Raw genomic sequence first — 26,074 nt, 5'->3', positions numbered from 1 at the left:
ACGGCACCCTGGTGCAGCTCTACCAGTGCAACAACACCGGCTCCCAGGAGTGGGTCCCCGGCCCGTACCCGGGCACGCTCAAGAACCCCCAGTCCGGCCGCTGCCTCGCCGACCAGAAGTGGGCCGCCACGAACGGCAATGAACTGCCCGCCGCCCAGCGGGTGCTCCCGGTCGGCGTGGGCGAGCAGGACTCCCCCACCGCCGCCTCTCCGGGCGACGTGCAGGGCACCGGCTTCCCTGCGCTGTACGCCGCCTCCCGCTCCGGCCGGATGATCGAGTACCCGGGCGCCGCGGCCGAGGGCGGCCTCGCACAGTTCACCGCCCCGGTGAGCATCGGTCACGTCCACCAGCCGAGCGACTGGTGGAAGCTGGACGGCCCCGCGGACAGCATCCGCCCGGCCAAGGGCCTCACCCTGAACGGTGGCGCCACCGTGGCCGCCGACGCCGCCCGGGGCAGCGCGCTCGCCCTCAACGGCAGCACCGGATACGCCGCGACCGCGGGCCCCGTGCTCGACACCAGCCGCAGCTACACCGTCTCGGCCTGGGCCGACCTCAGCAGCCTGACCGCGAACTCAACCTTCGTCTCGCAGTCCGGCACCAGCGCCAACGGCCTCCAGCTGTACTACTCCAGCGGCGCACACGCCTTCGCCTTCGGCCACGCCCACGCGGACGACACCGGCGGCAAGTTCACCAGCGCCTACGGACCCACCACGGGGGCACAGATCCCGAAGACCAACACCTGGTTCCACCTCGTCGGTGTCTTCGACGCCGACACCCAGCAGTTGCGTCTCTACGTCAACGACGACCTGGCCGCCACCGCCTCCTACGAGGGCACGGTCTGGAACGCGAACGGGCCGCTGCAGATCGGGCGCAGGATCGCTGAGGGTCGCTACGGGGAGTACGCCAGCGGCAAGGTGGCCGACGTACAGCTCTTCACCGAGGCACTCACTCCGGGCGGTGTCGCCTCACTCGACAGGAACCGCCCGGTTCCCACCCAGCTCTCCTGAGCCCGGGCTTTCACACACGGCGGCCCGCCACTCCCGGAAGGGGGCGGCGGGCCGCCGCGCTCAGGCCGTAGCAGTCTCGGGCTTCGAGGGGATGGAAGCGATGACCGCCTCAGGCGTTCTCGTCATGGATCCGCGCACCCAGATCCTCCGCCCACTCCAGCGCCCACGCCTTGAGTTCATCGATCTGCCGGGAGGTGAGCCCGTACGCGGTGTAGTCCTCATCCTCGTACCAGTCCGCGCCGATAAGCCGGTCCCGGAGGTCTTCGAGGCTGAACTCGTCGTGGGCGCGACGGCGGCCCAGGGATTCGAGGTCGGCGGTGGAGCGGTGGCGGGAGGCAGCCTGGACGTCGATGAGGTCGCGGACGGTGCCGCGGTCGGCGAGGGCACGGACCTTGGTGCCGATCACGTCGTCGAGGGAAAGAACGGGGCCGTAAGGGGTCTGGGCGGGCGGAGCCCAGAACGCCTCCTTGAGGACGTCGACCTCGCATTCCTCGCCGGTGTCCGGATCGGTGACGAGGAACCGGCCGCTGAGCGGGTCGGTCTGGACGTGCGTCGTCCGCCATCCGCGCCCGCGGAGACCTGCTGTGAGTGAGGCGACGATCTCCTGCATCGGAGCGGGGTTCTCGGTGGCGACGTCGAGGTCACGGCTGAAGCGTTCGACCAGGCCGTGGGCCTGCACGGCGTATCCACCGGTGAGGACGAGAGGATAGGGGGAGCCGAGGTCGAGGATGTCGGCGAGGAGACGCTCGTGGAGCGGGGTGAGCTTCACGCGGCAGTCGTGTCGGCCGGAGCGGTGCGGAGCAGCGCTGGGAAAGCGTCCTCCCAGACCTCGCGGATGTAGGGACTGATCAAGCGCCGCAGCACGGGCCACTGCTCGGCGAGCAGCCGGTGGTTCAGGAGGGTCACCAGGTCCTCACTCAGTCCTTCGGCAAGGACGGTCCTGTAGAGCGTCATGCGGGACTTCGGACGGTCCAGGCTGTAGCTCGTCCGCCCGGACCAGACGATGTGGAGCGGCAGGTCCACGTTGCCCTCGACGGGGCCGGCCAGTTCCTGCAAACGTTCGGGCAGTCGGCTGCGGTAGCGGTCTCGCAGCACCTCGGCGCGGGGGGCGGTGATCGTCGGGTCCATGCATCCAGTATCGCTGCTGGGAGGCGGCGGCATGGCGGATAGAGAGGCGGCTCCGTTCCCCCTCGTACGCGAGATGGAGTTCACGCCGGACCCTGGCAGCCCGCCCCTCCCCCATCACGCCATTCACACAGGGCGATGCGTTGACAATGTCAACGCGCAGAAAGCCTTCTTCACTTCCGTCACTTCGTGTACGGTTGCGGACACCGCACTCCCGCTCTGCCACGATGAGCGGTGCGGCAACGCATGCAGGGGGCACGTTCCGTTTCCCTACCCTCGCGCGCGGGGGCAGGAACGAGACGGCACAGGACGAGGGGAGCTGCAGTGAGCCAGGAGCTGCTGGACGGCAGGTTCCGCATCGGGCATGTCATCGGCAAGGGCAACATGGGTGAGGTTCACCGGGCCGAGGACCTCCAGGCCGCCGAGGGCACCCCTGAGCGCACGGTCGCCGTCAAGACCATCCTGCGCCGCCGCACGGGCACGCGGATCGACACCGGCGCCGACCCCAAGGCCACCGAGCGTTTCGCCCGCGAGGTGCGCATCATGCGTCGCCTCGACGACCCCAATCTCACGCGCATCGTCGCCGGCGGGGTGGCCGGGGACCAGGACGGCCTGCCCTACCTCGCGATGGAGTTCCTGCACGGCGAGACGCTGCGTGACCTCATCGCGGAGGAACGGCAGCTCCCGGTCACCTGGGCCGCGGCCATCGGCGCCCAGATCGCGTCCGGTCTCGCCGCCGCGCACGCCGCCGACGTCGTCCACCGCGACCTCAAGCCCGCCAACGTCATGCTGACCCAGGGCGGCACGGTCAAGGTCCTCGACTTCGGCATGGGGCGCATCGTCGACGACCCCGATGACACCCGGCTGACCAGCACCGGCGTCAGCGTGGGCACCGCTCGCTACATGGCTCCTGAGCAGTTCGAGGCCAAGCAGGTCACGCAGGCCGCCGATCTGTACGCCCTCGGATGTGTGCTCTACGAAATGCTGGTGGGCGTACCGCCGTTCACCAGCGAGTCACCTTTCGACCTCGCCGCCAAGCACACGCGCGAAGAACCGACGCCCCTCACCCTCATCCGCAGCGAGATCCCCACCGAGCTCGCACGGCTCGTCGACCGGCTGCTCGCCAAGGACCCGGCGGCCCGTCCCGCGGACGCCGTGGCCGTACGCGACGCGCTGCTGCCGCTTGCCGGGCAGGACGGGGACATCCCACGGCTGCCGCACTGGGGCGCCCTGGACCCGACCCGTCCGCTGCGCGATCCCGCGGCCCAGGCCTCCGCACGGCAGGCCAGCGCCCCGAAGCCGGAGCCGATGTCGGTCACCGCCTCGGGCGCGGGCATGGATGTCTTCGGCGTCCACCGCACGCTCATCAGGGACTACCGCTCCTTCACCGAGGGCGGCACCGTCATCCGCGACGACCGTATCGCGGCGTTCGTCGAGAACGACCTGAACAGCAAGTCGCAGTGGCCCGACCCGTGGCTGTCGCTCAACCCGTTCTTCCAGGGCGGCGGCACAGTGGTCGAGCTCGCCGGGCAGAAGGTCCTGCACGACGAGTGCGCCCGAATCTTCCAGGCGAGGAAGACCGAGGGCGGCACGGTCCCCGACGGCCGTCCGCTGACGCTCCACCAGCACCAGCGCGAGGCCATCGACGCCGCCGCGTCCGGTGCGTCCTACGTCCTGACGACGGGCACCGGGTCCGGCAAGTCGCTCGCGTACATCGTCCCGATCGTGAACAAGGTGCTCCACCAGCGGGACGCGGAGGGGCCGAACGCCGCCAAGAGGGTGCGGGCGATCATCGTCTACCCGATGAACGCGCTCGCCAACAGCCAGCTCAAGGAGCTGGAGAAGTATCTGCGCGACGGCTACGGCGCCGGCCGCGAGCCCGTCACCTTCGCCCGGTACACGGGCCAGGAGGACGACGAGAAGCGCAAGGAGATCCGGGACAACCCGCCGGACATCCTGCTCACCAACTACGTGATGCTGGAACTGATGCTGACCCGCCCCGCCGACCGGGCAAGTCTCATCAAGATGGCCCGGGGCCTGGAGTTCCTGGTCTTCGACGAGTTGCACACATACCGGGGCAGGCAGGGCGCCGACGTCGCCCTGCTGATCCGCCGTGTCCGCGAGGCCTGCCAGGCGCAGGACCTGCAGTGCATCGGCACGTCGGCCACCATGTCGACCGAGGGCACGCTCGACGACCAGAAGAAGGTCGTCGCCGGGGTGGCGAGCACCCTGTTCGGTACGCCGGTGCGCCCGGATCACGTCATCGGCGAGACCCTGGTCCGCGCGACCCACGACACACCCGACGCCGTTCCCGCCGAGCGTCTCAACTCCCCCGCCCCGCCGCGCGCGTACGACGATCTGGTGCGTGACCCGCTGGCCCGCTGGATCGAGACACGTTTCGGCCTGGCCACCGACGAGGCCACCGGTCGGCTGATCCGGCAGCAGCCCACCAAGATCGAGGTCGCGGCGAGGGAGCTGCACGAGCGGACCGGTGCCGCCGAGGACCAGTGCGCCGACGCGATCCGCGCCACGCTGGAGGCCGGTTCGCAGGCGCGGCACCCGGTGACCGAGCGGCCGCTGTTCGCGTTCCGGCTTCACCAGTTCCTCTCCAAGGGTGACACCGTGTACGTCACCCTGGAGGACAAGCTCACGCGCCACCTCACCCGCTCGTACCAGCTCGAACAGCCGGGCAGTGACGGCAAGTTGCTGATGCCGCTGGCGTTCTGCAGGGAGTGCGGTCAGGAGTATCTGACGGTGTGGCGGACCGAGAAGGACGGCGAGATCCGGTACGAGGCGCGCCGGGACACCTCCGCGACGGGCGGCCGGCAGGGCGACGGCTATCTGTACGTCGACCACGAACGCGCGTGGCCGTCCAACGTCCAGTACGCCGTGGACGACCGCCGACTGCCCGAGTCCTGGCTGGAGCTGGACGACAAGGGTCAGGAGGTGGTGAAGAAGTCGTACCGCGACCGGGTGCCTCGTGCCGTCACCGTCGATCCGCGCGGTCACGAGGGTCGCGGCGAACTCCAGGCCGCGTTCGTCCCCTCCCCCTTCCTCTTCTGCCTGCACTGCGGGGTCGCGTACGAGCAGACGCGCGGCCGGGACTTCGCGAAGCTGGCGACGCTCGACCAGGAGGGCCGGTCCTCCGCGACCTCGCTGATCTCGGCGTCGGTGGTGCGCTCGCTGAAGTCGGTGCCGGAGGAAACCCTGGACAAGGAGGCGCGCAAGCTCCTCACGTTCGTCGACAACCGGCAGGACGCGTCCCTCCAGGCGGGTCACTTCAACGACTTCGTGCAGATCACGCAGTTGCGCGGTGCCCTGTACCGGGCGGCTCTGGACGCGGGCGAGGACGGAGTCCACCACGAGGAACTGGCCTCGTCGGTGACCAGCGCGCTCGCCATCGAGCCGGCCGACTACACCGGCGAGAGCGATCTGCCGCCCTCCCTCGCCCGCAACGCCGCCAAGACCCTCCGTGACGTGATCGCCTTCCGGCTCTATCTGGACCTGGAGCGCGGCTGGCGGATCACGATGCCGAACCTGGAGCAGACCGGCCTGCTGGAGATCGGCTACGAGGACCTGGACTGGGTGGCGGCCAAGCAGGACCGGTGGACGGGCACGCACGAGGCGCTGCGCGACGCCGACCCGGCGCTGCGGGCCGAAGTCATGAAGGCGCTGCTCAACGAGATGCGCCGGTCCCTCGCCATCGACGTCTCGTACTTCCGTGACGACTTCGACTCGCTCCAGCGGGCGAGCGAGGAGCGGCTGATCGACCCGTGGGTGCTGTCCGCCGCGGACAAGCCGAAGGTCGGCACGGCCTATCCGCACCCGTCCGGCCGCGGCATGGACCGCTCGGCGCTGTTCCTGTCGGCGCGCGGCAAGTTCGGCAAGTACCTGCGGCGTGCGGACACGTCGTTCAAGAAGCTCGACCCGGTCGATCTCCAGCTGGTCATCGAGGAGTTGCTGAAGGTCCTGGCCAAGGCGGGCCTGGTGAAGGAGGTCACGGAGGCTCCGCAGCGCGCGGGCCGCTACCGCAGGTCCTCCGCCCCTGCCGCCACGGGCTACAGGGTGGCCGCCCAGTCCCTCGTCTGGCGGGCGGGCAGGGGCGAGCGGGGCACGCACGACCCGCTGACCCGCACCTACCAGAGCGGCGACGGCCCGCGCGTCAACACCTTCTTCCGCGACCTGTACAAGGACGCGGCGGGCGCCATGTCCGGCCTGTTCGCGCGCGAGCACACCGCGCAGGTGTCGCCGGAGGAGCGGGAACAGCGCGAAGAGGCCTTCCGCAAGGCGGAGTTGAAGCTGCTGTACTGCTCCCCGACGATGGAGCTGGGCGTCGACATCTCCCAGCTCAACGCGGTGATGATGCGCAACGTGCCGCCCACGCCCGCGAACTACGCGCAGCGCTCGGGCCGCGCGGGCCGCAGCGGCCAGCCCGCCCTCGTCACCACGTACTGCGCGACGGGAAACAGCCACGACCAGTACTACTTCCGCCGCTCGGAGCGCATGGTCGCGGGCGCCGTCGCCCCGCCGCGTCTGGACCTCGCCAACGAGGACCTCGTCCTCTCCCACCTCCAGGGCATCTGGATCGCGGAGGCCGGCCTGAAGCTGGGCCGTGCCGTCCCCGAGGTGCTCGACGTGTCGTACCCGGACACGGGTGACCGTCCGAACCCCGCGCTGGAGCTGCTGCCCGACATCCTCGCGGCCTCCCTCGACGAGAGCGCCCGGCGCCGCACGATCGACGCGGCCCTGCGCGTCCTCGGCCCGCTGCTGCCCGACTTCGCCGACACCACCTGGTGGCACGACGACTGGATCCAGGACCGGGTGGCGACGGTGGCGACGCGCTTCGACCGGGCCTTCGACCGCTGGCGGCAGCTGTTCCGCTCCGCGCTCGACGACCAGTACATCCAGAACAGGCGCCGCCTGGACTACAGCCTCACCGAGGGCGACCGTATCCGCGCCAACGCCCGCCGCCGTGAGGCCGAGACACAGCTCAACCTGCTGATGAACGAGAGCGCCGACAGCAAGTCGGTCCTCTCCGACTTCAACCCTTACCGCTATCTCGCCTCCGAGGGCTTCCTGCCCGGCTACAGCTTCCCGCGGCTCCCACTCGCCGCGTACATCCCGACCGTCGGCCGCCGCCGCGGGGACGGCGACTACCTCCAGCGGCCGCGCTTCCTCGCGATCCGCGAGTTCGGCCCCGGCGCGCTGATCTACCACGAGGGCGCCCGCTACCAGGTGACCCGCATCCAGCTGCCGCCTGACTCCTCGGGCGAGCTGGCGACCAGCGAGGCCCGCCGCTGCGCGAGCTGCGGCTACCACCACGATCCGGAGCAGCTGGAGGACCGCTGCGCCATGTGCCAGGAGCCGCTGGGCTCGGCGACGTACGGCCTGCTGCACCTGCACACCGTGTACACCACCCGCCGCGAGCGGATCTCCTCCGACGAGGAGGAGCGGCGCCGCGCCGGCTTCAAGCTGGAGACGTCGTACCGCTTCCAGGACCACGGCACCCGCAAGGGCCGTCTTAACGCGTCGGTCGCCGACGCCTCGGGCGCGCCACTCGCCGACGTGGCGTACGGCGACTCGGCGACCGTCCGGATCACCAACACCGGCCGGGTGCGCGCCAAGAGCGACGAGCCGGCCGGGTACTGGCTGGACCTCGCCGACGGCCGCTGGATGAACGACAAGGACGCCTCCGAGGCGTCCGGCGACTCCAGCGAGCTGCCCGTGATCGAAGCGGACGGCAACGAGCGACGCCGCAAGAAGAGGGTCATCCCGTACGTGGAGGACCGCCGCAACATCCTCGTCGTCACCCTCGACGAGCCACTACCGGAGCCGGTGGCGCTCTCCCTGATGTACGCCCTGGAGCGGGGCATCGAGGCTGCGTTCGAGCTGGAGGACGCCGAGCTGTCCAGCGAGCTGCTGCCGCCGGACGACGGTCCCCGGGGCCGCATCCTGTTCACGGAGGCCGCCGAGGGCGGCGCGGGTGTGCTGCGCCGACTCCAGGCGGAGGAGGACGCCCTGGCGAAGGCGGCCGTACGCGCCCTGGACATCTGCCACTTCGAGGCGGACGGCACCGACCTGGGGGGCCCGCACCCGGACCGGCCGTGCGCGCTCGGCTGCTACGAGTGCCTGCTGACGTACGGCAACCAGCTCAACCACGCCCTCATCAACCGCCACTCGGTGCGGGACCTGCTGGTGCGGCTGGCGTCGGCGACAGCCCGGCGGGAGTCGCGGGGCGAGTCGCGCTCGGAGCAGTACCGGCGGCTGCTCGCCCCGTCCTCCTCCGCAGCCGGGCCGACGCCGGTCGAGGCAGCGGTCGGGACGGCGGTCCGGGCGGCCGTCGAGGCATCGGCCGAGGCGGCATCGGCGGCCGAGCTGGCCGCGCAGGGCGACTTCCTGGGCTGGGCGAAGGCGCGCGGCCTGCGCCTGCCGGACGAGCCGGGCTCGTTCCTCACCGAGGCGATGGCCACCCCCGACTACGTGTACCGCCTGCCCGGCGTGAACGTGGCCGTCTTCGTGGACTCCCCGGACAAGGAGCAGGACAGCTCCCGGGACGAGGACGCCGAAGACCGTCTGTTCAACGCCCGCTGGGACGTGATCCGCTTCGCGCACGGCGCCGACTGGGACGCCGTCGCCGCCGCCAACGCCCGTTACTTCGGCTCTCCGGCCGCCAACTGACCGCCCATCCAGAGGACTTGAAGACTCACATGGCACTCACGTACTCCGCTGGTTCCCTGGTGAAGGCCCGCGGCCGCGAATGGGTGGTGCTCCCCGAGAGCAAGCCCGACCTGCTCGTCCTGCGTCCGCTGGGTGGCTCGGACGACGACATCGCCGCCGTGTTCCCGGCGTTCGAGACGGTGGACGAGGCGAAGTTCGCCCCGCCGGAGCCGAGCGACCTCGGTGACCAGCGGGCGGCGGGCCTGCTGCGTACGGCGCTGCGCGTCGGCTTCCGCTCGGGCGCGGGACCGTTCCGCTCGCTGGCCGGCATCGCGGTGGAGCCGCGCGCGTATCAGCTGGTTCCTCTGCTGATGGCCCTGCGGCAGAAGACGGTACGGATGCTGATCTCCGACGACGTCGGCATCGGCAAGACCATCGAGGCGGGCCTGGTCGCGAGTGAACTCCTCGCGCAGGGCGAGGCGACGGGCCTGGCCGTGCTCTGCTCCCCCGCGCTCGCCGAGCAGTGGCAGCAGGAGCTGCGCACCAAGTTCGGCATCGACGCGGAGCTGGTCCTGTCCTCGACGGTCTCGCGCCTCGAACGGGGCCTGGACCTTGGCCAGTCCCTCTTCGACAAGTACCCGCACGTGATCGTCTCGACGGACTTCATCAAGTCCCCGCGCCACCGCGACGACTTCGTACGCCACTGCCCCGACCTGGTGATCGTCGACGAGGCGCACACCTGCGTGGTCGCCGACGACACCTCGACGGCGTCGCAGAACCAGCTCCGCTACGAGTTGCTGCGCCGCGTCGCCGCGGACGAGTCCCGGCACCTGCTGCTGGTGACGGCCACCCCGCACAGCGGCAAGGAGTCCGCGTTCCGCAACCTGCTGGGCCTGGTCAAGCCCGAACTGGCCCATGTGAGCCTGGATTCGGAGTCGGGCCGCAAGCTCCTCGCTCAGCACTTCGTGGCACGCAAGCGGGCGGACGTACGCCAGTACCTCACCAAGGAGGACGGCCTCAGCGACGACTCCCTCGCGGAGCGGACGGCGTTCCCCTCGGACCGCTACTTCAAGGACGAGACGTACAAACTGTCGCCGGAGTACCGGGCCCTGCTCGACGACGCGATCGCGTACGCGAGTGAGCGCGTCGAGCAGGCGGGCAGCCAGGGCAAGCGGGAAGCGCGTATCGCCTGGTGGTCGGCGATCGCGCTACTCCGCTCCCTGGTGTCGTCCCCCCGCGCCGCCGCGCAGACGCTACGCACCCGCTCGGCGGCGGCGATCGCCGCGTCGGCGGAGGAGGCCGACAAGCTGGGCGCCCCTCTCAACAGCGACGCGGCCGACAGTGACGCGATGGAGGGCATGGACGTCGCACCGGGTGCGGAGACGACTGAGGGGACCGAGGACCCACGCTCCTACCTCGGCGAACTCGCGGACATCGCGGCAGAGTTGGAAGGCCCGTCCAAGGACCTGAAGCTCAAGGCGCTGATCAAGCACCTCAAGGCGCTGCTCGCGGACGGCCATAACCCGATCGTGTTCTGTCGCTACATCCCGACTGCCGAGTACCTCGCCGAGCAGTTGGAGAACGACAAGGACTCCGGCAGGCGCGGCCCGCTCGGCGCGAAGACCGTCGTGAAGGCGGTCACCGGCACGCTCTCCCCGCAGCAGCGCCTGGAGCGCATCGAGAAGCTCGCCGAGGAGGCCGGCGAGGACGCCGCGGCCCGCCGCGTCCTGATCGCGACGGACTGTCTGTCGGAGGGCGTGAACCTCCAACACCACTTCGACGCCGTCGTCCACTACGACCTGGCGTGGAACCCGACCCGCCACGACCAGCGCGAGGGCCGCGTCGACCGCTACGGCCAGCGCAAGGACCAGGTCCGCGTCATCACCCTGTACGGCGACGACAACGGCATCGACGGCAAGGTCCTCGAAGTCCTCATCAAGAAGCACCGCCAGATCAAGAAGGACCTCGGCATCTCCGTCTCCGTACCCGACGAACTGTCGACGGGCGTCACGGACGCGATCGTCGAGTGGCTGCTGATGCGCGGCCGCGAGGACCAGGACGCCCTGTTCAGCGCGGACGCGTTCAAGGTGAGCACGGCGAAGCTGGACAGCGACTGGAACTCGGCCGCCGAACGCGAGAAGGCGTCGCGTTCACGGTTCGCGCAGCGTTCCGTGCGCCCGCAGGAGGTGGCCCGCGAGGTCGCGGCGGTCCGCGAGGCACTGGGCGGCGCGGGCGAGATCGACACGTTCGTACGGGAGTCACTGGGCGCCCTCGGCGCGGTGCTCCGCGGCGACGGCGAGGACTTCACGGCCCAGGTGGGCGGCACACCCATCGGTTTGCGGGACGCGCTCGCGCCGGTGGTGGGGGCGGAGGTGATCGAAAAGGACCGCGCGATCCCGTTCCGTACGGATCCGGCGGTGGCGCGGGGTGAGGCGGCGCTGGTGCGGACGGACCCGGTCGTGGGCGCCCTCGCCTCCCACGTCCTGAACGCCGCCCTGGACACCCAGGCGGACGGCGCCCGCCCGGCGCGACGCTGCGGCGTGGTGACGACGGACGCGGTAGGCACCCTCACCACCCTCCTCCTCGTCCGCTTCCGCTTCCACCTCACGCTGCCCTCCCGCAGCGGCGAGAAGCAGCTCGTCGCGGAGGACGCCCGGCTGATCGCCTTCGAGGGCTCGGCCAGGAAGGCGGAGTGGCTGCCGCCGGAGCGGGCGCGGGACCTGCTCGACGCGACGGCGTCGGAAAGTACGGACCGCCACTACGCCGAGCGCACGATGACGCGCCTGCTCTCCCAACTCCCCGATGTGTACGGCCATCTGGAGACGTACGGCGAGGAGCTGGCCACCGAGCTGGACGCCTCGCATCGCCGGGTGCGCCAGGCGTCCGGCGAGATCGTCCGAGGCCTGTCCGTCACCGTGCAGAAGCCCGCCGACATTCTCGGTGCGTACGTGTACCTGCCCGCCGCCCCTGCCGCTGCCCCGACCGTTGCTCCTGGAGTGTCCGCCTGATGTCCGCAGTCACCCGCAACCAGGTGTTCACCGCCGTCCACACGGTCGGGGGGCTGCTGCCCGCCGACATGCTTGTGCGGATCTCCGAGGGCAAGGACGTCCCCGGCTCGAAGCCGGCCGACTACGGCCTGCCGTCGTCCCGTTCGGTACGTGACGAGGCGGAGCGCAGCTGGGAGTACCTGAAGCCGCTCTGGCGTGACCTGCGCAAGCATCTGCCCGAGGACCGGGAGACGGGCCTTCCGGCGGCCGACCCGACGGGCCGCGCCGAGGCCGACTGGATGGCCCCGCTCTGGCGGGAGCTGGGCTTCGGACCGCTGACGCAGGTCGGCCCGGGGGGCATCACCGCCGACTCGGACGCGGAGAAGAAGTTCCCGGTCTCCCACCGTTGGCGGCACGCGCTCATCCACCAGACGGCCTGGAACGCGGACCTCGACAAGCGTCCCGGAGGCGCGGGCACGGTCCCGCCGCAGTCGATGCTCCAGGAGTGTCTGAACCGCACGGAGGCCCACCTGTGGGGCGTCCTGACGAACGGTCGTCAGGTACGGCTGCTGCGCGACTCCAGCGCGCTCGCCACGGCGTCGTACGTGGAGTTTGACCTGGAGTCGATCCTCGACGGCGAGCTGTTCAGCGAGTTCGTGCTGCTGTACCGGGTGCTGCACGTGTCGCGGTTCGAGGTGGCGGAGGACGCGGCGCCGTCCGCATGCCGGCTGGAGAAGTGGCGTACGGAGGCGATCGCGTCGGGGACGCGGGCGCTGGACCAGCTCCGCAAGGGCGTCCAGGACGCGATCACCGCGCTGGGTACGGGCTTCCTGCGGCACCCGGAGAACACGGCCCTGCGCGACGACGTCCGCCCGAAGTCCCTTCAGGCCGCGCTGCTGCGGCTCGTGTACCGGCTGCTGTTCGTCTTCGTGGCCGAGGACCGCGACGCGCTGCTGTCGCCGAAGGCGGACCCGCAGGCCCGCGAGCGGTACGAGGCGTACTTCTCGTCGTCCCGCCTGCGCGCCCACGCCAGGAAGCGGCGGGGTACGGCCCACGGCGACCTGTACGAGGCCCTGCGCATCGTCCTGGACGCCCTCGGCGATGAGACGGGCCGCCCCGAGCTGGGCCTGCCCGGCCTCGGCGGCCTCTTCAACGACACGGACGCCGACGCCCCGCTGCGCGGCCTGAAGCTTTCCAACGAGGCTCTGCTGACGGCCGTACGGCACTTGTCGCAGGTGCGGGACGGCAGCTCGGGCCGTTGGCGGGCGATCGACTATCGGCATCTGGACGCGGAGGAACTGGGCTCCGTGTACGAGTCCTTGCTGGAGCTGGAGCCGAAGCACAGCACCGCCGACCGTACGTTCACGCTGGTCGAGGTTGATGGCAACACCCGTAAGACGACGGGTAGTTACTACACCCCGTCCTCGCTCATCGAGTGCTTGTTGGACTCGACTCTGGACCCGGTGATACGGGACGCGGTGAAGCGGGGCGAGGAAGCGGCGTCGAAGTCGGGCGCGGCTGACCCGGCGGACTCGATCGTGGATGCGTTGCTGTCGCTTACGGTGTGCGACCCGGCGTGCGGCTCGGGGCACTTCCTGGTGGCTGCGGCCAGGCGTATCGCCAAGCAGGTGGCGGCGGTACGGGAGCGGAACCCTGAGCCGACGCTGGGTGCGGTGCGGCATGCGCTGCATGAGGTCGTCGGCCGGTGCATCTACGGCGTGGACCTCAACCCGATGGCTGTGGAGCTGGCCAAGGTGTCGCTGTGGCTTGAGGCGTTGGAGCCGGGCAAGCCGCTCGGTTTCCTTGACGCGCATGTAAAGCACGGCAACGGGTTGATCGGGGCGACGCCGAAGCTGCTGCGGGACGGGATTCCCGACGACGCCTTCATCGCCACCGAGGGCGACGACAAGAAGCACGCGAAGGCACTGGAGAAGATCAACCAGCAGGAACGCGTCGGACAAGGCAGCCTCTTCGACATCGGCGACGAGGCGGTCCAGGTCGCCAACACCGTCTTCGCCAGCGGGCTTCGGTCCATCACGCTGGCTCAGGCGGAAGAGTTGGCGGACGTGCGCCGCCAGGAGGAGGCGTACGAGGAGTGGGCCGGCTCCTCGGCGTACAAGCGTGCCCGGCGGGTTGCCGACGCCTGGTGCGCGGCATTTGTGTGGCTGAAGACGCCGGAGGCTCCGCGCGCGGTGACTCAGTCGGTGTTCAAGGCACTGGAGGACCCGAGTGACGGAGGCGTAGCTGCGGAGACCCGCATCGAGATCGAGCGTCTGCGCGACCAGTACAACTTCTTCCACTGGCACCTGGAGTTCCCCGAGGTCTTCTCCGTCCCGGAGAGCGGCCAGGGCGTGTCGCCGGCGACCGGTTGGACGGGCGGCTTCGACTCTGTTGTGGGGAACCCGCCGTGGGAGAGCGTCGAGCTTAAGGAACAAGAATTCTTCGCTCAGCGTGCTCCTACTATCGCAGCGGCCTCCAAGGCGGATACTCGGAAGAAGCTGATCGCCAAGCTCAAGGATTCAGCCGAAACACTTCCCCTCTACAACGAACACGCAGCGGCCAAACGGGCCGTGTACGCGGAAAGCCACTTCCTGCGACGTTCGGGCCGAGTTCCTCTCACCGGAAAAGGAAATATCAACGTTTACGCAGTCTTTGCGGAGACAGATCGCATCCTGCTCGGACCGAAGGGGCGAGCAGGGATGATCGTCCCGACGGGGATCGTTACGGATGCGCGGACGCAATACTTCTCCAAGGACCTGGTGCGCAGCGGGTCAATCGCGATGCTGTACGACTTCGAGAACCGCGCGGGCCTCTTCCCGGCCGTCGACTCCCGTATGAAGTTCAGCATCCTGTCCTTCACCGGTCGTGCGTTGCGTGAAACAGCAGCGAGGTTCGCCTTCTTCCTCCTTGACCCCGCCGAACTGGACGACGTGGAGAAGGCGTTCGAGCTAACGGCGGAGGAGATCGAGCTTCTCAATCCAAACACCGGGACACTCCCCGTCTTCAGGTCTCGCAGAGATGCCGAAATCACGATTGCCATCTATCGACGTGTTCCAGTTCTCATAAAGGAAGGCGACTCGACAGGAAACCCGTGGGGCCTGTCGTTCCTGCGCATGTTCGACATGTCTCATCAATCCCACCTCTTCCATGCCCGGGAGGAGCTGGAGGCCGACGGTTGGCAGCTGACCGGCAACATCCTCAGTAAGGGTGCGGCGAAAATGTTGCCGCTGTACCAGGGCATGATGGCCACGTACTTCAACCATCGTGCGGCATCCGTGGCACGGAGCGCGACCGCCACCAAGCGGCTGAACCAGCCATCACCCTCCACTACGGCAGAGTACGAGCGCCCCGACTTCGTTCCGCTGCCCAGCGCATGGGTCGCCGAGCACGAGGTCCCGCAGTTTACCAACGGATGGATGATCGCCTTCTCATCCATCACGGCCCCCACCAACGAGCGCAGTTTCACACCCTATCCACTGCCAGTCGTAGCGGTCGGGAACAGCGCCCCTGTGATGCGATTCAGCAGCGCCCAAAACGACCTACTGCCGTCTTTGCTGGCGAATCTCTCGGCATACGTTCTGGACTACGTCGCGCGGCTGAAGATCGGGGGCACGAACTTCAACTTCTTCTACGTAAACCAGTTTCCGGTACTGAGTCCATCTCAGCTCGCCACTCACCGGGCATTCGTCACTAGGAGAGTAGTCGAACTCGTCTACACCTCCCACGACATGCGGCCCTTCGCGACCGAACTCGGCGACCACGGCAGCCCCTTCCGATGGGACGAGGACCGCCGCCAGCTCATCCGCACCGAACTCGACGCCCTCTTCTTCCACCTCTACGGAATCTCCCGCGAAGACGCCGACTACATCCTCGACACCTTCCCCATCGTCCGCCGCAAAGACGAGGCCAAGTACGGCTCGTACCGCACCAAGGAACTGATCCTCGCCGAGTACGACCGCATGGCTGCCGCCGGGCTCACTCTCGACAACCCCTTGGTGGACGGCGAGAACTACACCTCCACCCTCACACCGCCCCCAGGCCACGGCCCCCGCCACCCTGCCTGACAGCTCTCGACGACCTGACCTGGCGCGTCACCCACTCGTGCATCAATCCACGTCCCAGGGGGGGACCATGAGCAACCCGCAGCAGCCCGATCGACTTCCCTCGGAGTACGAGTTCGCGGCGTGGCAGGCCGTCCAGCAGTTCAAGGGCCGCCCACTGTCGCGAGGGATGAGCAACGCCGGCGATCAAGTCGCCAACGGCTTCGCGGCCCTCGGCAAGCGTGCCGCGAAGCAACTGGAGAACCACCCACGGGCCAAGTCGGCGGTCTCACGGGGGCAGCAGGCCGTCGCCAAGGGCGCTCAAAAGGTCGGGGCCGGGGCGCGCGGAGCCGCCGACGCCCTCCCGGACTGGAGCGGCACTGCCTTTCAGTCCATACGCCAGACGGTGGGGCGGGCCGCGCGTGCGGGCCTCTCGTCCAAGCGCGTGGTTGCGCTCCACACGAAGCGCGGGCACGACGTCGCCTCGCTGCGCGACCTGCGCCGCCTCGATCTCGAACAGGTCGACGCAGTCCGCGGACGGGCGGCGAGCTGGTACTACCCGGCCGCCGCGGCGCTCTCGGGAGCGGGTGCGGGGCTGGTGATCTCCGGAGGAGAGCTCGTCATCGCCGCCTCCGCCGGCGCTGCGGCAGCGCCTTCCGGAGGTGCGATCGCGGGCGCTTTCGCCGCCGATACCGCAGCCGTACTCGGACTCGCGTCCCGCGCCGTCGGCCATGTCTCGCTGTTCTACGGCTACGACCCCGAAGAGCCTGCCGAGAAGCTCTTCGTCCTGTCCGTCGTCAACGTCGGGACGGCGAGTTCGGCCACCGCCAAGAACGCCGCGATGGCGGACATCTCGCGGCTCACCCAGGCACTCTTCCGCGGCAAGGCATGGGACGTTCTGAACGACGCGGTCGTCACCAAGGTTTCCCAGCAGTTCGCGAAGGCGTTCGGCTTCCGTCTCACCAAGAAGGGACTCGGCAAGGCCGTACCCGCATTCGGGATCGTCGTGGGAGGCACCCTCAACTGGGCCACTCTGGAGGGGATCGTCGACGCCGCCGACATGGCATATCGGCGGCGGTTCCTCCTGGACAAGTACCCGCACCTTGCTGACGAGGAGGAATTCGGATCGTTTTCCGACAGCGACCAGGACGTCCCGGACAACGCCGACGAGAAGATCAGCCTGCTCGACGAGATAGCCGAGGCGGGCGGACCCGACCTCCACTAACCCGGTGTCCCGGCGATGGACGTCCTCACACGACCGCCGGGACAAACACGGCTCAGGCCCCCCCGAACCGCGACTACTCCTCACGGCCGATGGCGACGTGTGGGCGTGTCACGTCCTTGGATTTGCATACTCACACGGCCTGTTCGGGTACACGTCCACCCTCGCCCCGCCCCTAAGCAAAGACCCTCGCCACCCCGCCTGCCCCAACCGCCGCCGCTGCCCGTGCCAGGAGCCAGGATGGTCTCGCTCACCTCCGAAGAAGACACCCGCAAGGTTCAGACGGCGGTCATCGGTCAGGCCGAGTCGGACTGGCCGGTGTTCCTTCCGTACGACCACGACGACTTCGACCGGTTCATGCGGGGCCGGACCCGCGACGACTTCTACTGCGGCGTCCTGCTCGGCGGCTGCGGCAAGAAGTTAACGCCGAAGCGGTACACGGGGAAGAAGTGCCACTTCGCGCACCGGCCGCCCGTGCACTGCCGCCGCACGGAGACCGGTGAGGCCAGCGCAGATCACCTGTACATCGGACAGGCGCTACGGCGCTGGCTGTTGCGACAGGAGTACCAGGACGCCGAGGTCACGTATCTGGACCCCGGGGCGGTCCACGGTGGAGCCGTCGAGGTCCGGTTCGGTCAAGGCCGGTCCCGGCTTATCCGGGTCCAGTTGGCCCGTCTCTCCCTCCGCGAGTGGCAGGAGACCCGCGAACGCCTCGCCGACCGGCACACCCACGTCCACTGGGCGTACGGACCCTACTGTGGGCTCTCGCACAACGAGGTGGACGCCACCGGGCACGCCATCCGCATCTCCTGCCGCACCGAGGGCGAGACCCGCGAGGTGTATGTCGGCACGCAGTACCCGGACCACAGCCTCGCGTGGTCGTCCCTCACCGAGTGCCGTCTGTCAAACGAGGGGATCATCACGCCCCGCCTGGACGCCGAACCGCCCGCGAGCAGCACCCCCGCTCCGGCCCCTACGCCCGTGGCCTTCCCTCTGGCTCCAGGCACCGTCGCCTTCACCGCAGCGACCGAACTCCCGACACCGCACTCCGACCCGGACGGCACCGCCGTACGCCTCTACGAGGCCGATATCCAGCCGCTAGGCTCGGCCGTCGTCCGTGCCCAGATCGCCCTGCCGCACGCCCACCCAGCCCCTCCTCCTCACCAACTGCACGTCATCTACTCTTCGGCCCACCTGCTGCCACTCACCCCAGCGGCCCCCTCCGAGCCCGTCTGGCTCATACGCGCCGACGGGGCTTCACCCCTTCCCCAGCAGACCGACTCCCGCTGGCCGGACCTACGCCCCACTTCTCCGCGTCCCGAGTCGCCCCCACCAGCCCACACCACGACCCAAGCTGCCACTTCAACGCTCCATCCACTTCCACGCGGTGAGGCCGAGACGCTCCGGGCCTTCCGCTCAAAGCTGGAACTCGTCGCCCGCGCCCGGGGCCTCGTCAACTGGGAGACACTGGTCAGCCACGCGGGAGCGGCACCCGGCGACATCACTCCGGAGGAACGCGTCCGCCTGCTCATCGCCGTTGACTACCCCCGAGCCGACGGCAAGCCCGTGCTCTCGGCGCTCGTCAAACCCGCCCTTGCCCCGGCCGCGCCCGCCCCGTACTTCACCGACATCCTCGCCGGCCTCGGCTGGCGAACCGACCTGTCCGAGACGAAGGTGGCGGAGATCTGGGAACGCGAGCGAAAGACCGCCTACGCCCTCGCCGAATCGGCACCCGCACGGCAGCAACAGTCCTCGGCCAGCCTGTCAGAGGTCACGGCCGGTGCCGGACGCGTGCTGAACGAGACACAGCTCGTGGCCTCGCTCCGCGAGCAACTGGAAGTCGTCGCCAAGGCGCGCGGCATGATCAAGTGGTCGACCCTGCTCAAGAAGCAGCGCATCTCGCCGTCCACGTTGTCCGATCAGGACCGCGTACGGCTGCTCGCCGCAGTGGACAAGTCCTACGTTCCCGGGCGTCGGTTGTTGTCGGCCCTCGTGAAGGCGGAAGGGCAGATCCCAGGCCCGGCCCCGTTCTTCGGCGACGTACTGAAGGAGTTGGGCTGGAGGCCCGACGCCGCCACCCCGACCGTACAAGCAGCATGGCGGGCCGCCGTGGACCCCGCCTATACACGGGCCAGACAGGCCGTACCCGTGGCCCGAACCGCTTCCGCCAAGGAGGACCGTGTGCCTTGGCGTCAGCTCGGGACCACCAAGGCCGCATTGGTCGTAGCCGTTCGGCGGGCGTTGATCGATGCCGCCCGACGTCAGGTCTGCGTGGGCTGGCACACGCTCGCCGCTGCCGCCGGGCTCAAGCCGACGGACCTCACCGACAAGGTCAGGGAAGCGATCCTCGTAGCGGTCGACAGCCCACCCACCTATGGGGTGTTGCTCTCCTCCCTCGTGGTCGCCTCCGAGCACACGCCCGTGCCGTACTTCGATGCCATCCTCAAACGCCTCGGACGCCCCCACGGCCTGCGCCCCATCGAGCTGGGCCAGCTCCGGAAGACGGAACAGGCCCGAGTGTTCGCGGCATACAGTGCTGCCGCCCACACCACCGATGACCCGAAGGAAAGAACATGAGACCGAACCGTCGTCGCCTCGCAATCGGCATCGCCGCCACCGCAACCGTCGTCACCCTGTCCGGCGCAGCGGGAGCAGCAGCCGGCGCCTATTTCGTCGCGACCGGCCCGACCGGCGCGCGGGGCCCGGCGGGAACGGAAGGGGCTCGGGGACCGCAGGGGCCTCAGGGCGAGCAGGGGCCACAAGGCGAACGCGGCGTCAAGGGCGACGAAGGAGAACCTGGGAGCTCCGCCGAACCAGCCACCCTCGGCATACCGGACGCCAGCACCACAAGCCCCGATCTCTCCGGGGGCCTGCTTATCAGCTCCGGCTCGTGCCCGGTCGGGACCTCGCAGTGGGACACCATCTACGTGGGCCGCAACTCCGTCCTCGGGTCACCGGGTGACGTCGACATGCGCGCGATGACGCTCTGCAAGATCTTCTGAGCGCCTCGCGCACGCCGCTCCTCTCAGGCCCCCGCCACGAACCCCACGAACCGCGACCACTCCTCGCGCCCGACGGCGAAGGGAGGGCGTGTCACGTCCTTGGAGTCCCGTACACAGATAGCTTGTTCAGTGACGGCGACCTCAACACAGCTGTCGCCCTGGCTGCCGCTGTAGCTGGACTTGAACCAGGCGAGTTCGGTCGTGCTCATAGCTCTCCTCGCAGTCGCTCCGGCAGGCCCCGCGAGTCTTCGGGGTTCAGGGCCTGCGAGCGCAGTTTGTCATAGCGCTGGTAGAGGAGACTCACCTCTTTCGGGTCGGCAATCAGGCGTCCGTTCTGCTGCCCTTCCGAGTAGGCGAGCCGACGCCGTTCCGGTGTCTCCAGGAGCTGTACGGGGCCATCCAGGCACGCATGCAACCCCGCTTCCAACGGGACGATCTGAAGCGTCACATTCCGCGGTGCGCTGTGTTCCAGCACATGGTCGAGCATGGCCCGCATCTGCTCCACGTTCCCGAACCTCCGCCGGAACACGTGCTCCTCGACGATGAAGCTGAACGGCACGGTCGGCCGCTCGTACAGCATTCGCTGCCTCTCCATCCGGACGGCTAGCAGGGTCTCCAGCTCCTCGTCCGTGACCACCGGAATGGTGCCCTCGAACACCGCCCGCGCATACCCCTCCGCCTGCAACAACCCCGGTACCAGCCGACACTCATACGTACACAGGCTCACCGCCACCTTCTCCAGCCGCGCCCACCGCCGGAACCAGGCCGCCAGACCCGCCTCACCCCGCGTCAGATGCCCGGCCGCCTTCCGTAACGCCCCCGTGTTCCCCAGCGCCTCCTCCGCCCGCTCCACGAACGACTGGTCGGGCATCCGCCGCCCCAACTCCACCGACTCCACGGTGTGTTTGGAGAACCGTACGAGCGCCGCGAACTCGACCCGGCTGAGCCCCGCGTGCTCACGCAGGGCCTGGACGACGGCTCCGAAGGTCCGCAGACTGTCGGAGGGGTCGGGCTCGCGTTCCCACTCGCAAGCCGTCACGTCGCTGCTGTCCGTCATACGCGGCCACCTCCAGGTGCGTACGTCCTCTGCGGTTTCTCCGCGATCGACAGCACCCACGGTGACGGCAGGATCCCCGTACCGTCCACACAACGTGCCCGTACGTTGACGCAGCGTACGGGCTGCGCTACTGGAACACGCCCCCGCACGCCCGTCACGGTTGCCCCATGCACGTCTCCACACCCCAATCCTGCGCCACCGTACGCACGTTCGCGCAGCGGCTCTCCTCCACGCGCCGCGGCGCCCGTCTCGCCCGGCTCCTGGCCGTGGAACGGCTGACCGCCTGGGAGACGTCACCCCACGTCATCGAGCGAGCGGAACACGTCGTCGCGGAACTGGCGGCGAACGCGGCGCTGCACGGCCGCGTCCAGGGCCGTGACTTCCTGCTGGCGCTGACGCTGGACGACGCGGCCGGCATTCTGCGCATCGCGGTCAGCGACATGCGGGGCGAGCGTCGGCCCGCGATCCCCCCGGAGCGGGGGCCGGACCACGAGTCGGGCCGCGGGCTGCTCCTGGTCGACGCCCTGGCCGACCGCTGGGGCACCGAGCCTCGCCCGCCCTCCGGCAAGACCGTCTGGGCCGAGATCACCGACCGGGGAGTAGATGTCGTTCCGTCGGCCGAGTGAGCCAGGCGGGGGCGCGCATGTGTCGGCGGCGCTCCACCACGGCTGGGCACACGGCCACACGCGACCCCGCACGGCACAATGGACACCGTGAGCGACAACAGCACGGATCTCGCCGATCTCCTGGGTACGCGGGAGTCCGCGTCCCTTGAGCTCAAATGAGTTCTAATGAGTTCAAACGCACCGCCGGGCCACGGTCCACACCACCCCGCGAAGACCTCCGACGCAGTGTGATCGTCTCCCCGCCAACCTTCCACGCCTGCCACAATCCGGGCGTGAACACTCCAGATGAGTGACCGGATGTCTCAGAAATCGGCCGCCTCGGCAAGACCCACCTCCCCTGATCGTGCCGCACTACGTGCCGAGCGGCGGCGCCTCCGTGAGGCCAGACGCGCCAAGCGTTCCCTGCTCAGGGGACGCGCGGCCTTCGAGAAGGCCGACGAACGGCGCCGGTTCATGGCGTCGGTGTCCCGGGACAAGGCAAACCGCACGTATCAGGCGGCGTTGGCAATAGCGGACCGTGACAAACAGCAGAAGCAACAGACCGTCGCCAACCAACTGCGTGCGCTGAACAGCGACCAGCAGAACTCCGAGGCGCAGGAACTGCGGCTTCTGCGACAGCAGTTCATTGACACGGCGCTCCGCCGCGCCCATTTGTCGGTCAAGGAGCTGAACGGTCTTGGCACGGGTCTGATCAATGATCTCGCGGCCCGCGGTGTCCGTACCGCCGCCGACTTCACCGGTGTGAGCCGCGGGGCCGCACCGAACGGCAAGGGCGGGGAGGTCATGTGGATCCTCATGGCCAGCGGCCACCGCGTGCACGTCAACGGCGTCGGGGAGCACCGCGCGAAGGTGCTCGTCGAATGGCGCCGGTCCTGTGTGCGGCGTGCCGAGGACCGGGCGCCGAAGCGCACGACCCTTGCCGACCGTCAACGGATCGAAGAGGCGGCAAAGCGGCGGCGAGCAGAGCTGGAGGCGAGCAAGGCCGCAGCGGAAGGCGTCGCGAACGAAGCACGTACTGAGGCCAAGAGTGTTCTCGACGCGGCTCTTACCCGACTGGCGGAGGAGGACCGCGCCGCCGACCGTGCGGCTGCCGCCCAGCGGGCTCAATACGACGTCATCGCTGAGGAACTGGCCCGGTTGGAAGAGCAGTTGCGGGCCTCGTACGCTACGCATGGTGCCCCCATGTTCCGCGGCCGGTCGGGTAACGGCGGTATTCGACCGACACCACCGACTCCTGCACCCACGAAGAGGTCTTCCGTTCAGGGACCCTCAAGACATGAAGCCCGCACCCAAGCGCCGGTGGGCCTGTTCACCCCCAAGCCGGTATCTCTGGCTAAACCGGAAGCAACGCCCGTGCGAGCCAGCAGTAAGCGCCCTGGGCTGCGGTGGCTCGTCCCCGTCGTGTTCTATCTCATCTCCGCGCTGTCCGGCACGCCGGTACTCATCGGCGCGCCCCCGTCGGTGGCCGCCCTGCTGGGCCTTGGGCACCTGGCGGTAGCGGCCTTCATATTCGGACACTGGATCCGAAGACGCCGGCAGTGGAAGAACCACGGAACGGCCACCCGCATGCCCAAGTTCGCCCTCAACGTGATCTGGATGTGGCTGATCGTCGTTGTGGAGATCTCCACCCAGTACGACTGACGGGGAGGGGCGGTGTCGCCGACCCGGTCTTCCTACGGGCCACAGGGCATGTACAAGGGCGGGTTCTCGGGGAAGGCCATGTTCACGTACCGGTACAGCTACAAGCCCGCAGTGTGGGAGCGACACCTGCTCCGGGCTGGTTTCACCTCCGAGGTAACGGTGGTGGAGGCCCCGAAAGCCGGGCACATCGGCACGCTCGTCGTCCAGGCCCGCGCCTGACAGTCGCGTCACGGCCCCGGCCGACGTCCTCCGTAGCCGACGTAGCCGACGGGGCCGGTTCATGGCCCACGGAAACGCGGGAGTCGGCCGTGCGCGCGGAGTTGAGCCGGCTCAATTGGCGAGTATCGAGCGTTCACGCCCGGTGCGAACACCGGGGCCTTCTGCAGGAGTTGCGGTAGGAGTTCTGCCGCGCGTTCCGCCGGGCGTGCGGGGTGACCGTGTCGGGGGCCGGTGGCTGCAGGGTGACGTCGGGGTGTCAGGTCTCCCAGTGCCCGCTCAGAACAGTGCCAGGCCGTCGCCGCTGGTGTCCGCGATGACCGGCCGGGACTGGGCGGGGAGGCCGTCCACGCGGTCAGGACCGGCCGCGGCGGCCACGGCGGGGGCCGTCTCGGCCAACCAGGGTGATCAGGCCGTCCGTACGACCGGGCATGACACGCTCCGACATACCCACAGGCTAACGGCGCCGACGCGGCAACGGGCTTCCAAGCGCCGACCGTTGGGGCGTGGAGGCGTACCCCCGAACGGCAACGCCGCCTGGGCCGAGATCGACAGCCCCGAAGCGGCGCATGTGCCCGAGCGGCAGCACCTCTCCCTGGCACAGCCCCTTGGCGGGATCGCTCGACCGGCCCGGCCCCCCAAGCACGTACACAAATTCGGATCCTCGGAAACGACGCAAGCGCGTTGACAGTGCTAACAAGCTACCGTCATGCTTGAAGCGCCAACAGGCGCATCGATAGCACGCGTGGCCCCTTCCGCCGCACCCAGCAACGGGAACAGACGGTTGAAGTTACTGGTTCGCCCGGGGTCATGGGGCACCGAGGGGGAAATCGTGCCATTCTTCATGCCAGCTCTACTCATCGGTGTCGGTGTGGCGACCGGCGGTAGCGGGGTCGTCCTCGGCGGCAAAGGCGCTCACGACCTGAAGCGTTCGAGGGACCGGCTCAAGGAGGCGGGCCAGGGCTACGAGCGACGCCGAGCCCAGAGCGAGGACGCACTGGCGGCGACGAACACTGCCCTTGAGGCACTGGGGGAGCAGCAGAGGCAGGCGTTCACCGATGTCGTCGTGTGCATGAGCCACTTCCTGCGTCGCCACGAGCGACAGGTGCGCGAGAGCGAGCGGCTGCTGGTGGAGGGCCTCGACGCCACCATGACCAAGATCCCCGGGCTTCGCGGCCTCGATGTCGACGCTGCGGCATGGATCGGCGGGGCTCTCGGATCCGCAGCGGCGGGAGCGGGCGCGGGCGCCGGGATCACGGCGGCAGCGAGCAGCTTCGGAGTCGCGAGCACCGGAGTGGCGATCTCCGGCCTGACGGGCGCCGCGGCCGAGAGTGCGGCCCTCGCCTTCCTGGGCGGTGGGTCGCTTGCATCGGGTGGCGGCGGGATGGCCCTGGGAGCCACGGCGCTCAACTTCGTCACCATCGGTCCCGCGCTGCTTGTCGGTGGACTGGTCGTCAAGGGCCAAGGCACGAAGGCGATCACCCGGGCGAGGGAGTTCGAGGCGCAGATCGCCGTGGCAATGGCTGAACTTGACGAGACGGATGCCCGCCTGAAAGGCGTCGACGCCCGCGCCGCGGAGCTGCACGGGCTTCTCACGGACCTCGCCCTCCGAGCGCTCGACGCGCTGGAGCTTCTGGAGTCCGAGCCGTTCGATCCGCCGAGGCACGCCACGCGCTTCCAGCGGGCCATGACCCTGGTCATGGCGGTCCGCGACGTGGCGGCGACTCCGATTGTCGACACTGAAGGCAAGTTGGACGAGAGCAGCGCAAACCTCACCATCAGGTACAGACCCTTGACCGAGGAGACTCAGGATGACTGACCGGCCCAAGGTGCATGTAGGCAAGGTCGTCAATGCGGCCAAGGGCTCCGTTCGGGCGATGGACGGCTTCGCCGCGTTGAACCAGATTGTCGATGCAGCCCGAGAGTGCATTCACATTCACGAGGTCGAGAGCACCAAGAGAGCCCGGCTGGAGGCCTACGAAGCCACGGAAGTCGCTCGGATCCGGGCCGCCGAAGCCGTCCTCAAGGACTACTTCGCACAGGCATTCGCGGAACGACGCAACCTCTACGAGGAGATGTTCGCCCGGCTGGACAGGGCACTCGACGAGGGCAACGGCGAAGTGCTGCACACCGTCGTGCGGGGGATCGTCGACATCGCCAAGAGCTCGCCGCTCGCTGACATCGGAGACCTCTCTCAGGTCCGGGCGGCGCTGGACGACCCGGATCAAGTATGGGAGCTCTGACCGCAACGCGTCGAGAGATGACACCGCTGCCGGGACACGAGCGTTCCGGCGGCGGCGCAAGCCCCAGGTACGTACGCGCGTGTTCAGGCCCTTTCCGAGGGCGTCCTGACCAAGGTCGCAGACCTTCCCCGGAATACCGGGTACCAGTGACTCGTCGCCGGCTGAGGGGCGTTGATCCTGCGGCAACTTCCTCCAGTGCGTACCTGCAACGTTTCCCTGCCGGCCACCTGCGCCGCCCTCCGGAAGTTGCC

The 26,074-nt window shown here is 69.1% G+C and carries 15 protein-coding genes and 1 pseudogene; 12 read left to right on the top strand and 4 right to left on the bottom strand.

Annotation, left to right across the window (positions count from 1 at the left end; all coding sequences use genetic code 11):
* Positions 1–11 precede the first annotated feature (11 nt).
* The gene (locus ACYUED_RS41665) at positions 12–1,007 is read left to right on the top strand and encodes a LamG domain-containing protein (protein ID WP_491289590.1); all 996 of its coding nucleotides are present in this window, start codon (positions 12–14) and stop codon (positions 1,005–1,007) included.
* A 109-nt stretch (positions 1,008–1,116) separates the two neighbouring features.
* Here the strand turns inward: ACYUED_RS41665 and ACYUED_RS41660 are convergent, their stop codons facing one another.
* Together ACYUED_RS41660 and ACYUED_RS41655 are read right to left on the bottom strand one after the other, a co-directional pair.
* Positions 1,117–1,776 carry a nucleotidyl transferase AbiEii/AbiGii toxin family protein gene (locus ACYUED_RS41660; RefSeq protein WP_491289589.1) on the bottom strand — a complete coding sequence of 220 codons (660 nt, stop codon included), beginning with the start codon at positions 1,774–1,776 and terminating at the stop codon, positions 1,117–1,119.
* Positions 1,773–2,135: a hypothetical protein gene (locus tag ACYUED_RS41655; RefSeq protein ID WP_491289588.1), complete on the bottom strand. Its 363-nt coding sequence runs from the start codon at positions 2,133–2,135 to the stop codon at positions 1,773–1,775. Before ACYUED_RS41655 ends, ACYUED_RS41660 begins: the two co-directional genes overlap by 4 nt.
* A 321-nt stretch (positions 2,136–2,456) precedes the next feature.
* On the opposite strand from ACYUED_RS41655, the gene ACYUED_RS41650 reads away from it, so the two are divergent.
* The 6 genes from ACYUED_RS41650 (at position 2,457) to ACYUED_RS41625 (ending at position 20,040) form a co-directional block, all read left to right on the top strand.
* Positions 2,457–8,810 carry a protein kinase domain-containing protein gene (locus tag ACYUED_RS41650; protein ID WP_491289587.1) on the top strand — a complete coding sequence of 2,118 codons (6,354 nt, stop codon included), beginning with the start codon at positions 2,457–2,459 and terminating at the stop codon, positions 8,808–8,810.
* Between the two features lie 29 nt (positions 8,811–8,839).
* The gene (locus tag ACYUED_RS41645; RefSeq protein WP_491289586.1) at positions 8,840–11,797 is read left to right on the top strand and encodes a DEAD/DEAH box helicase; all 2,958 of its coding nucleotides are present in this window, start codon (positions 8,840–8,842) and stop codon (positions 11,795–11,797) included.
* Positions 11,797–15,840 carry an Eco57I restriction-modification methylase domain-containing protein gene (locus tag ACYUED_RS41640; protein ID WP_491289585.1) on the top strand — a complete coding sequence of 1,348 codons (4,044 nt, stop codon included), beginning with the start codon at positions 11,797–11,799 and terminating at the stop codon, positions 15,838–15,840. The genes ACYUED_RS41645 and ACYUED_RS41640 overlap by 1 nt, the downstream gene beginning before the upstream one ends.
* Before the next feature lie 67 nt (positions 15,841–15,907).
* Positions 15,908–17,041 (top strand): EcsC family protein, encoded by a 1,134-nt coding sequence (locus tag ACYUED_RS41635; RefSeq protein ID WP_491289584.1) that lies wholly within the window; start codon positions 15,908–15,910, stop codon positions 17,039–17,041.
* A 237-nt stretch (positions 17,042–17,278) separates the two neighbouring features.
* Positions 17,279–19,615, top strand: coding sequence for a competence protein CoiA family protein (locus ACYUED_RS41630; protein ID WP_491289583.1), 2,337 nt, complete (start codon positions 17,279–17,281; stop codon positions 19,613–19,615).
* Positions 19,612–20,040 carry a hypothetical protein gene (locus ACYUED_RS41625; protein ID WP_491289582.1) on the top strand — a complete coding sequence of 143 codons (429 nt, stop codon included), beginning with the start codon at positions 19,612–19,614 and terminating at the stop codon, positions 20,038–20,040. The genes ACYUED_RS41630 and ACYUED_RS41625 overlap by 4 nt, the downstream gene beginning before the upstream one ends.
* Positions 20,041–20,063: 23 nt before the next feature.
* Here the strand turns inward: ACYUED_RS41625 and ACYUED_RS41620 are convergent, their stop codons facing one another.
* Positions 20,064–20,249, bottom strand: a complete 186-nt coding sequence (locus tag ACYUED_RS41620; RefSeq protein ID WP_491289581.1) for a DUF397 domain-containing protein — start codon at positions 20,247–20,249, stop codon at positions 20,064–20,066.
* Positions 20,246–21,097 carry a helix-turn-helix domain-containing protein gene (locus ACYUED_RS41615; protein WP_491289580.1) on the bottom strand — a complete coding sequence of 284 codons (852 nt, stop codon included), beginning with the start codon at positions 21,095–21,097 and terminating at the stop codon, positions 20,246–20,248. Before ACYUED_RS41615 ends, ACYUED_RS41620 begins: the two co-directional genes overlap by 4 nt.
* Positions 21,098–21,264: 167 nt before the next feature.
* On the opposite strand from ACYUED_RS41615, the gene ACYUED_RS41610 reads away from it, so the two are divergent.
* The 5 genes and pseudogenes from ACYUED_RS41610 to ACYUED_RS41590 all read left to right on the top strand — a co-directional run bounded on the left by ACYUED_RS41610 (position 21,265) and on the right by ACYUED_RS41590 (position 25,823).
* Positions 21,265–21,723, top strand: a complete 459-nt coding sequence (locus tag ACYUED_RS41610) for an ATP-binding protein (RefSeq protein WP_491289579.1) — start codon at positions 21,265–21,267, stop codon at positions 21,721–21,723.
* A gap of 285 nt (positions 21,724–22,008) precedes the next feature.
* On the top strand, positions 22,009–23,364 hold the full coding sequence (locus tag ACYUED_RS41605) for a hypothetical protein (RefSeq protein ID WP_491289578.1): 1,356 nt from the start codon (positions 22,009–22,011) through the stop codon (positions 23,362–23,364).
* 30 nt (positions 23,365–23,394) lie between these two features.
* A pseudogene (locus ACYUED_RS41600) lies at positions 23,395–23,583 on the top strand (SAM-dependent methyltransferase); the annotation flags it as partial.
* Between the two features lie 706 nt (positions 23,584–24,289).
* The gene (locus ACYUED_RS41595; protein WP_491289577.1) at positions 24,290–25,399 is read left to right on the top strand and encodes a hypothetical protein; all 1,110 of its coding nucleotides are present in this window, start codon (positions 24,290–24,292) and stop codon (positions 25,397–25,399) included.
* Positions 25,392–25,823, top strand: a complete 432-nt coding sequence (locus tag ACYUED_RS41590; RefSeq protein WP_491289576.1) for a hypothetical protein — start codon at positions 25,392–25,394, stop codon at positions 25,821–25,823. Before ACYUED_RS41595 ends, ACYUED_RS41590 begins: the two co-directional genes overlap by 8 nt.
* The last annotated feature ends 251 nt before the right edge of the window (positions 25,824–26,074 follow it).

Source organism: Streptomyces sp. DF42 (genome assembly GCF_058267695.1).
This window is presented reverse-complemented; position numbering and strand designations above follow the sequence as displayed.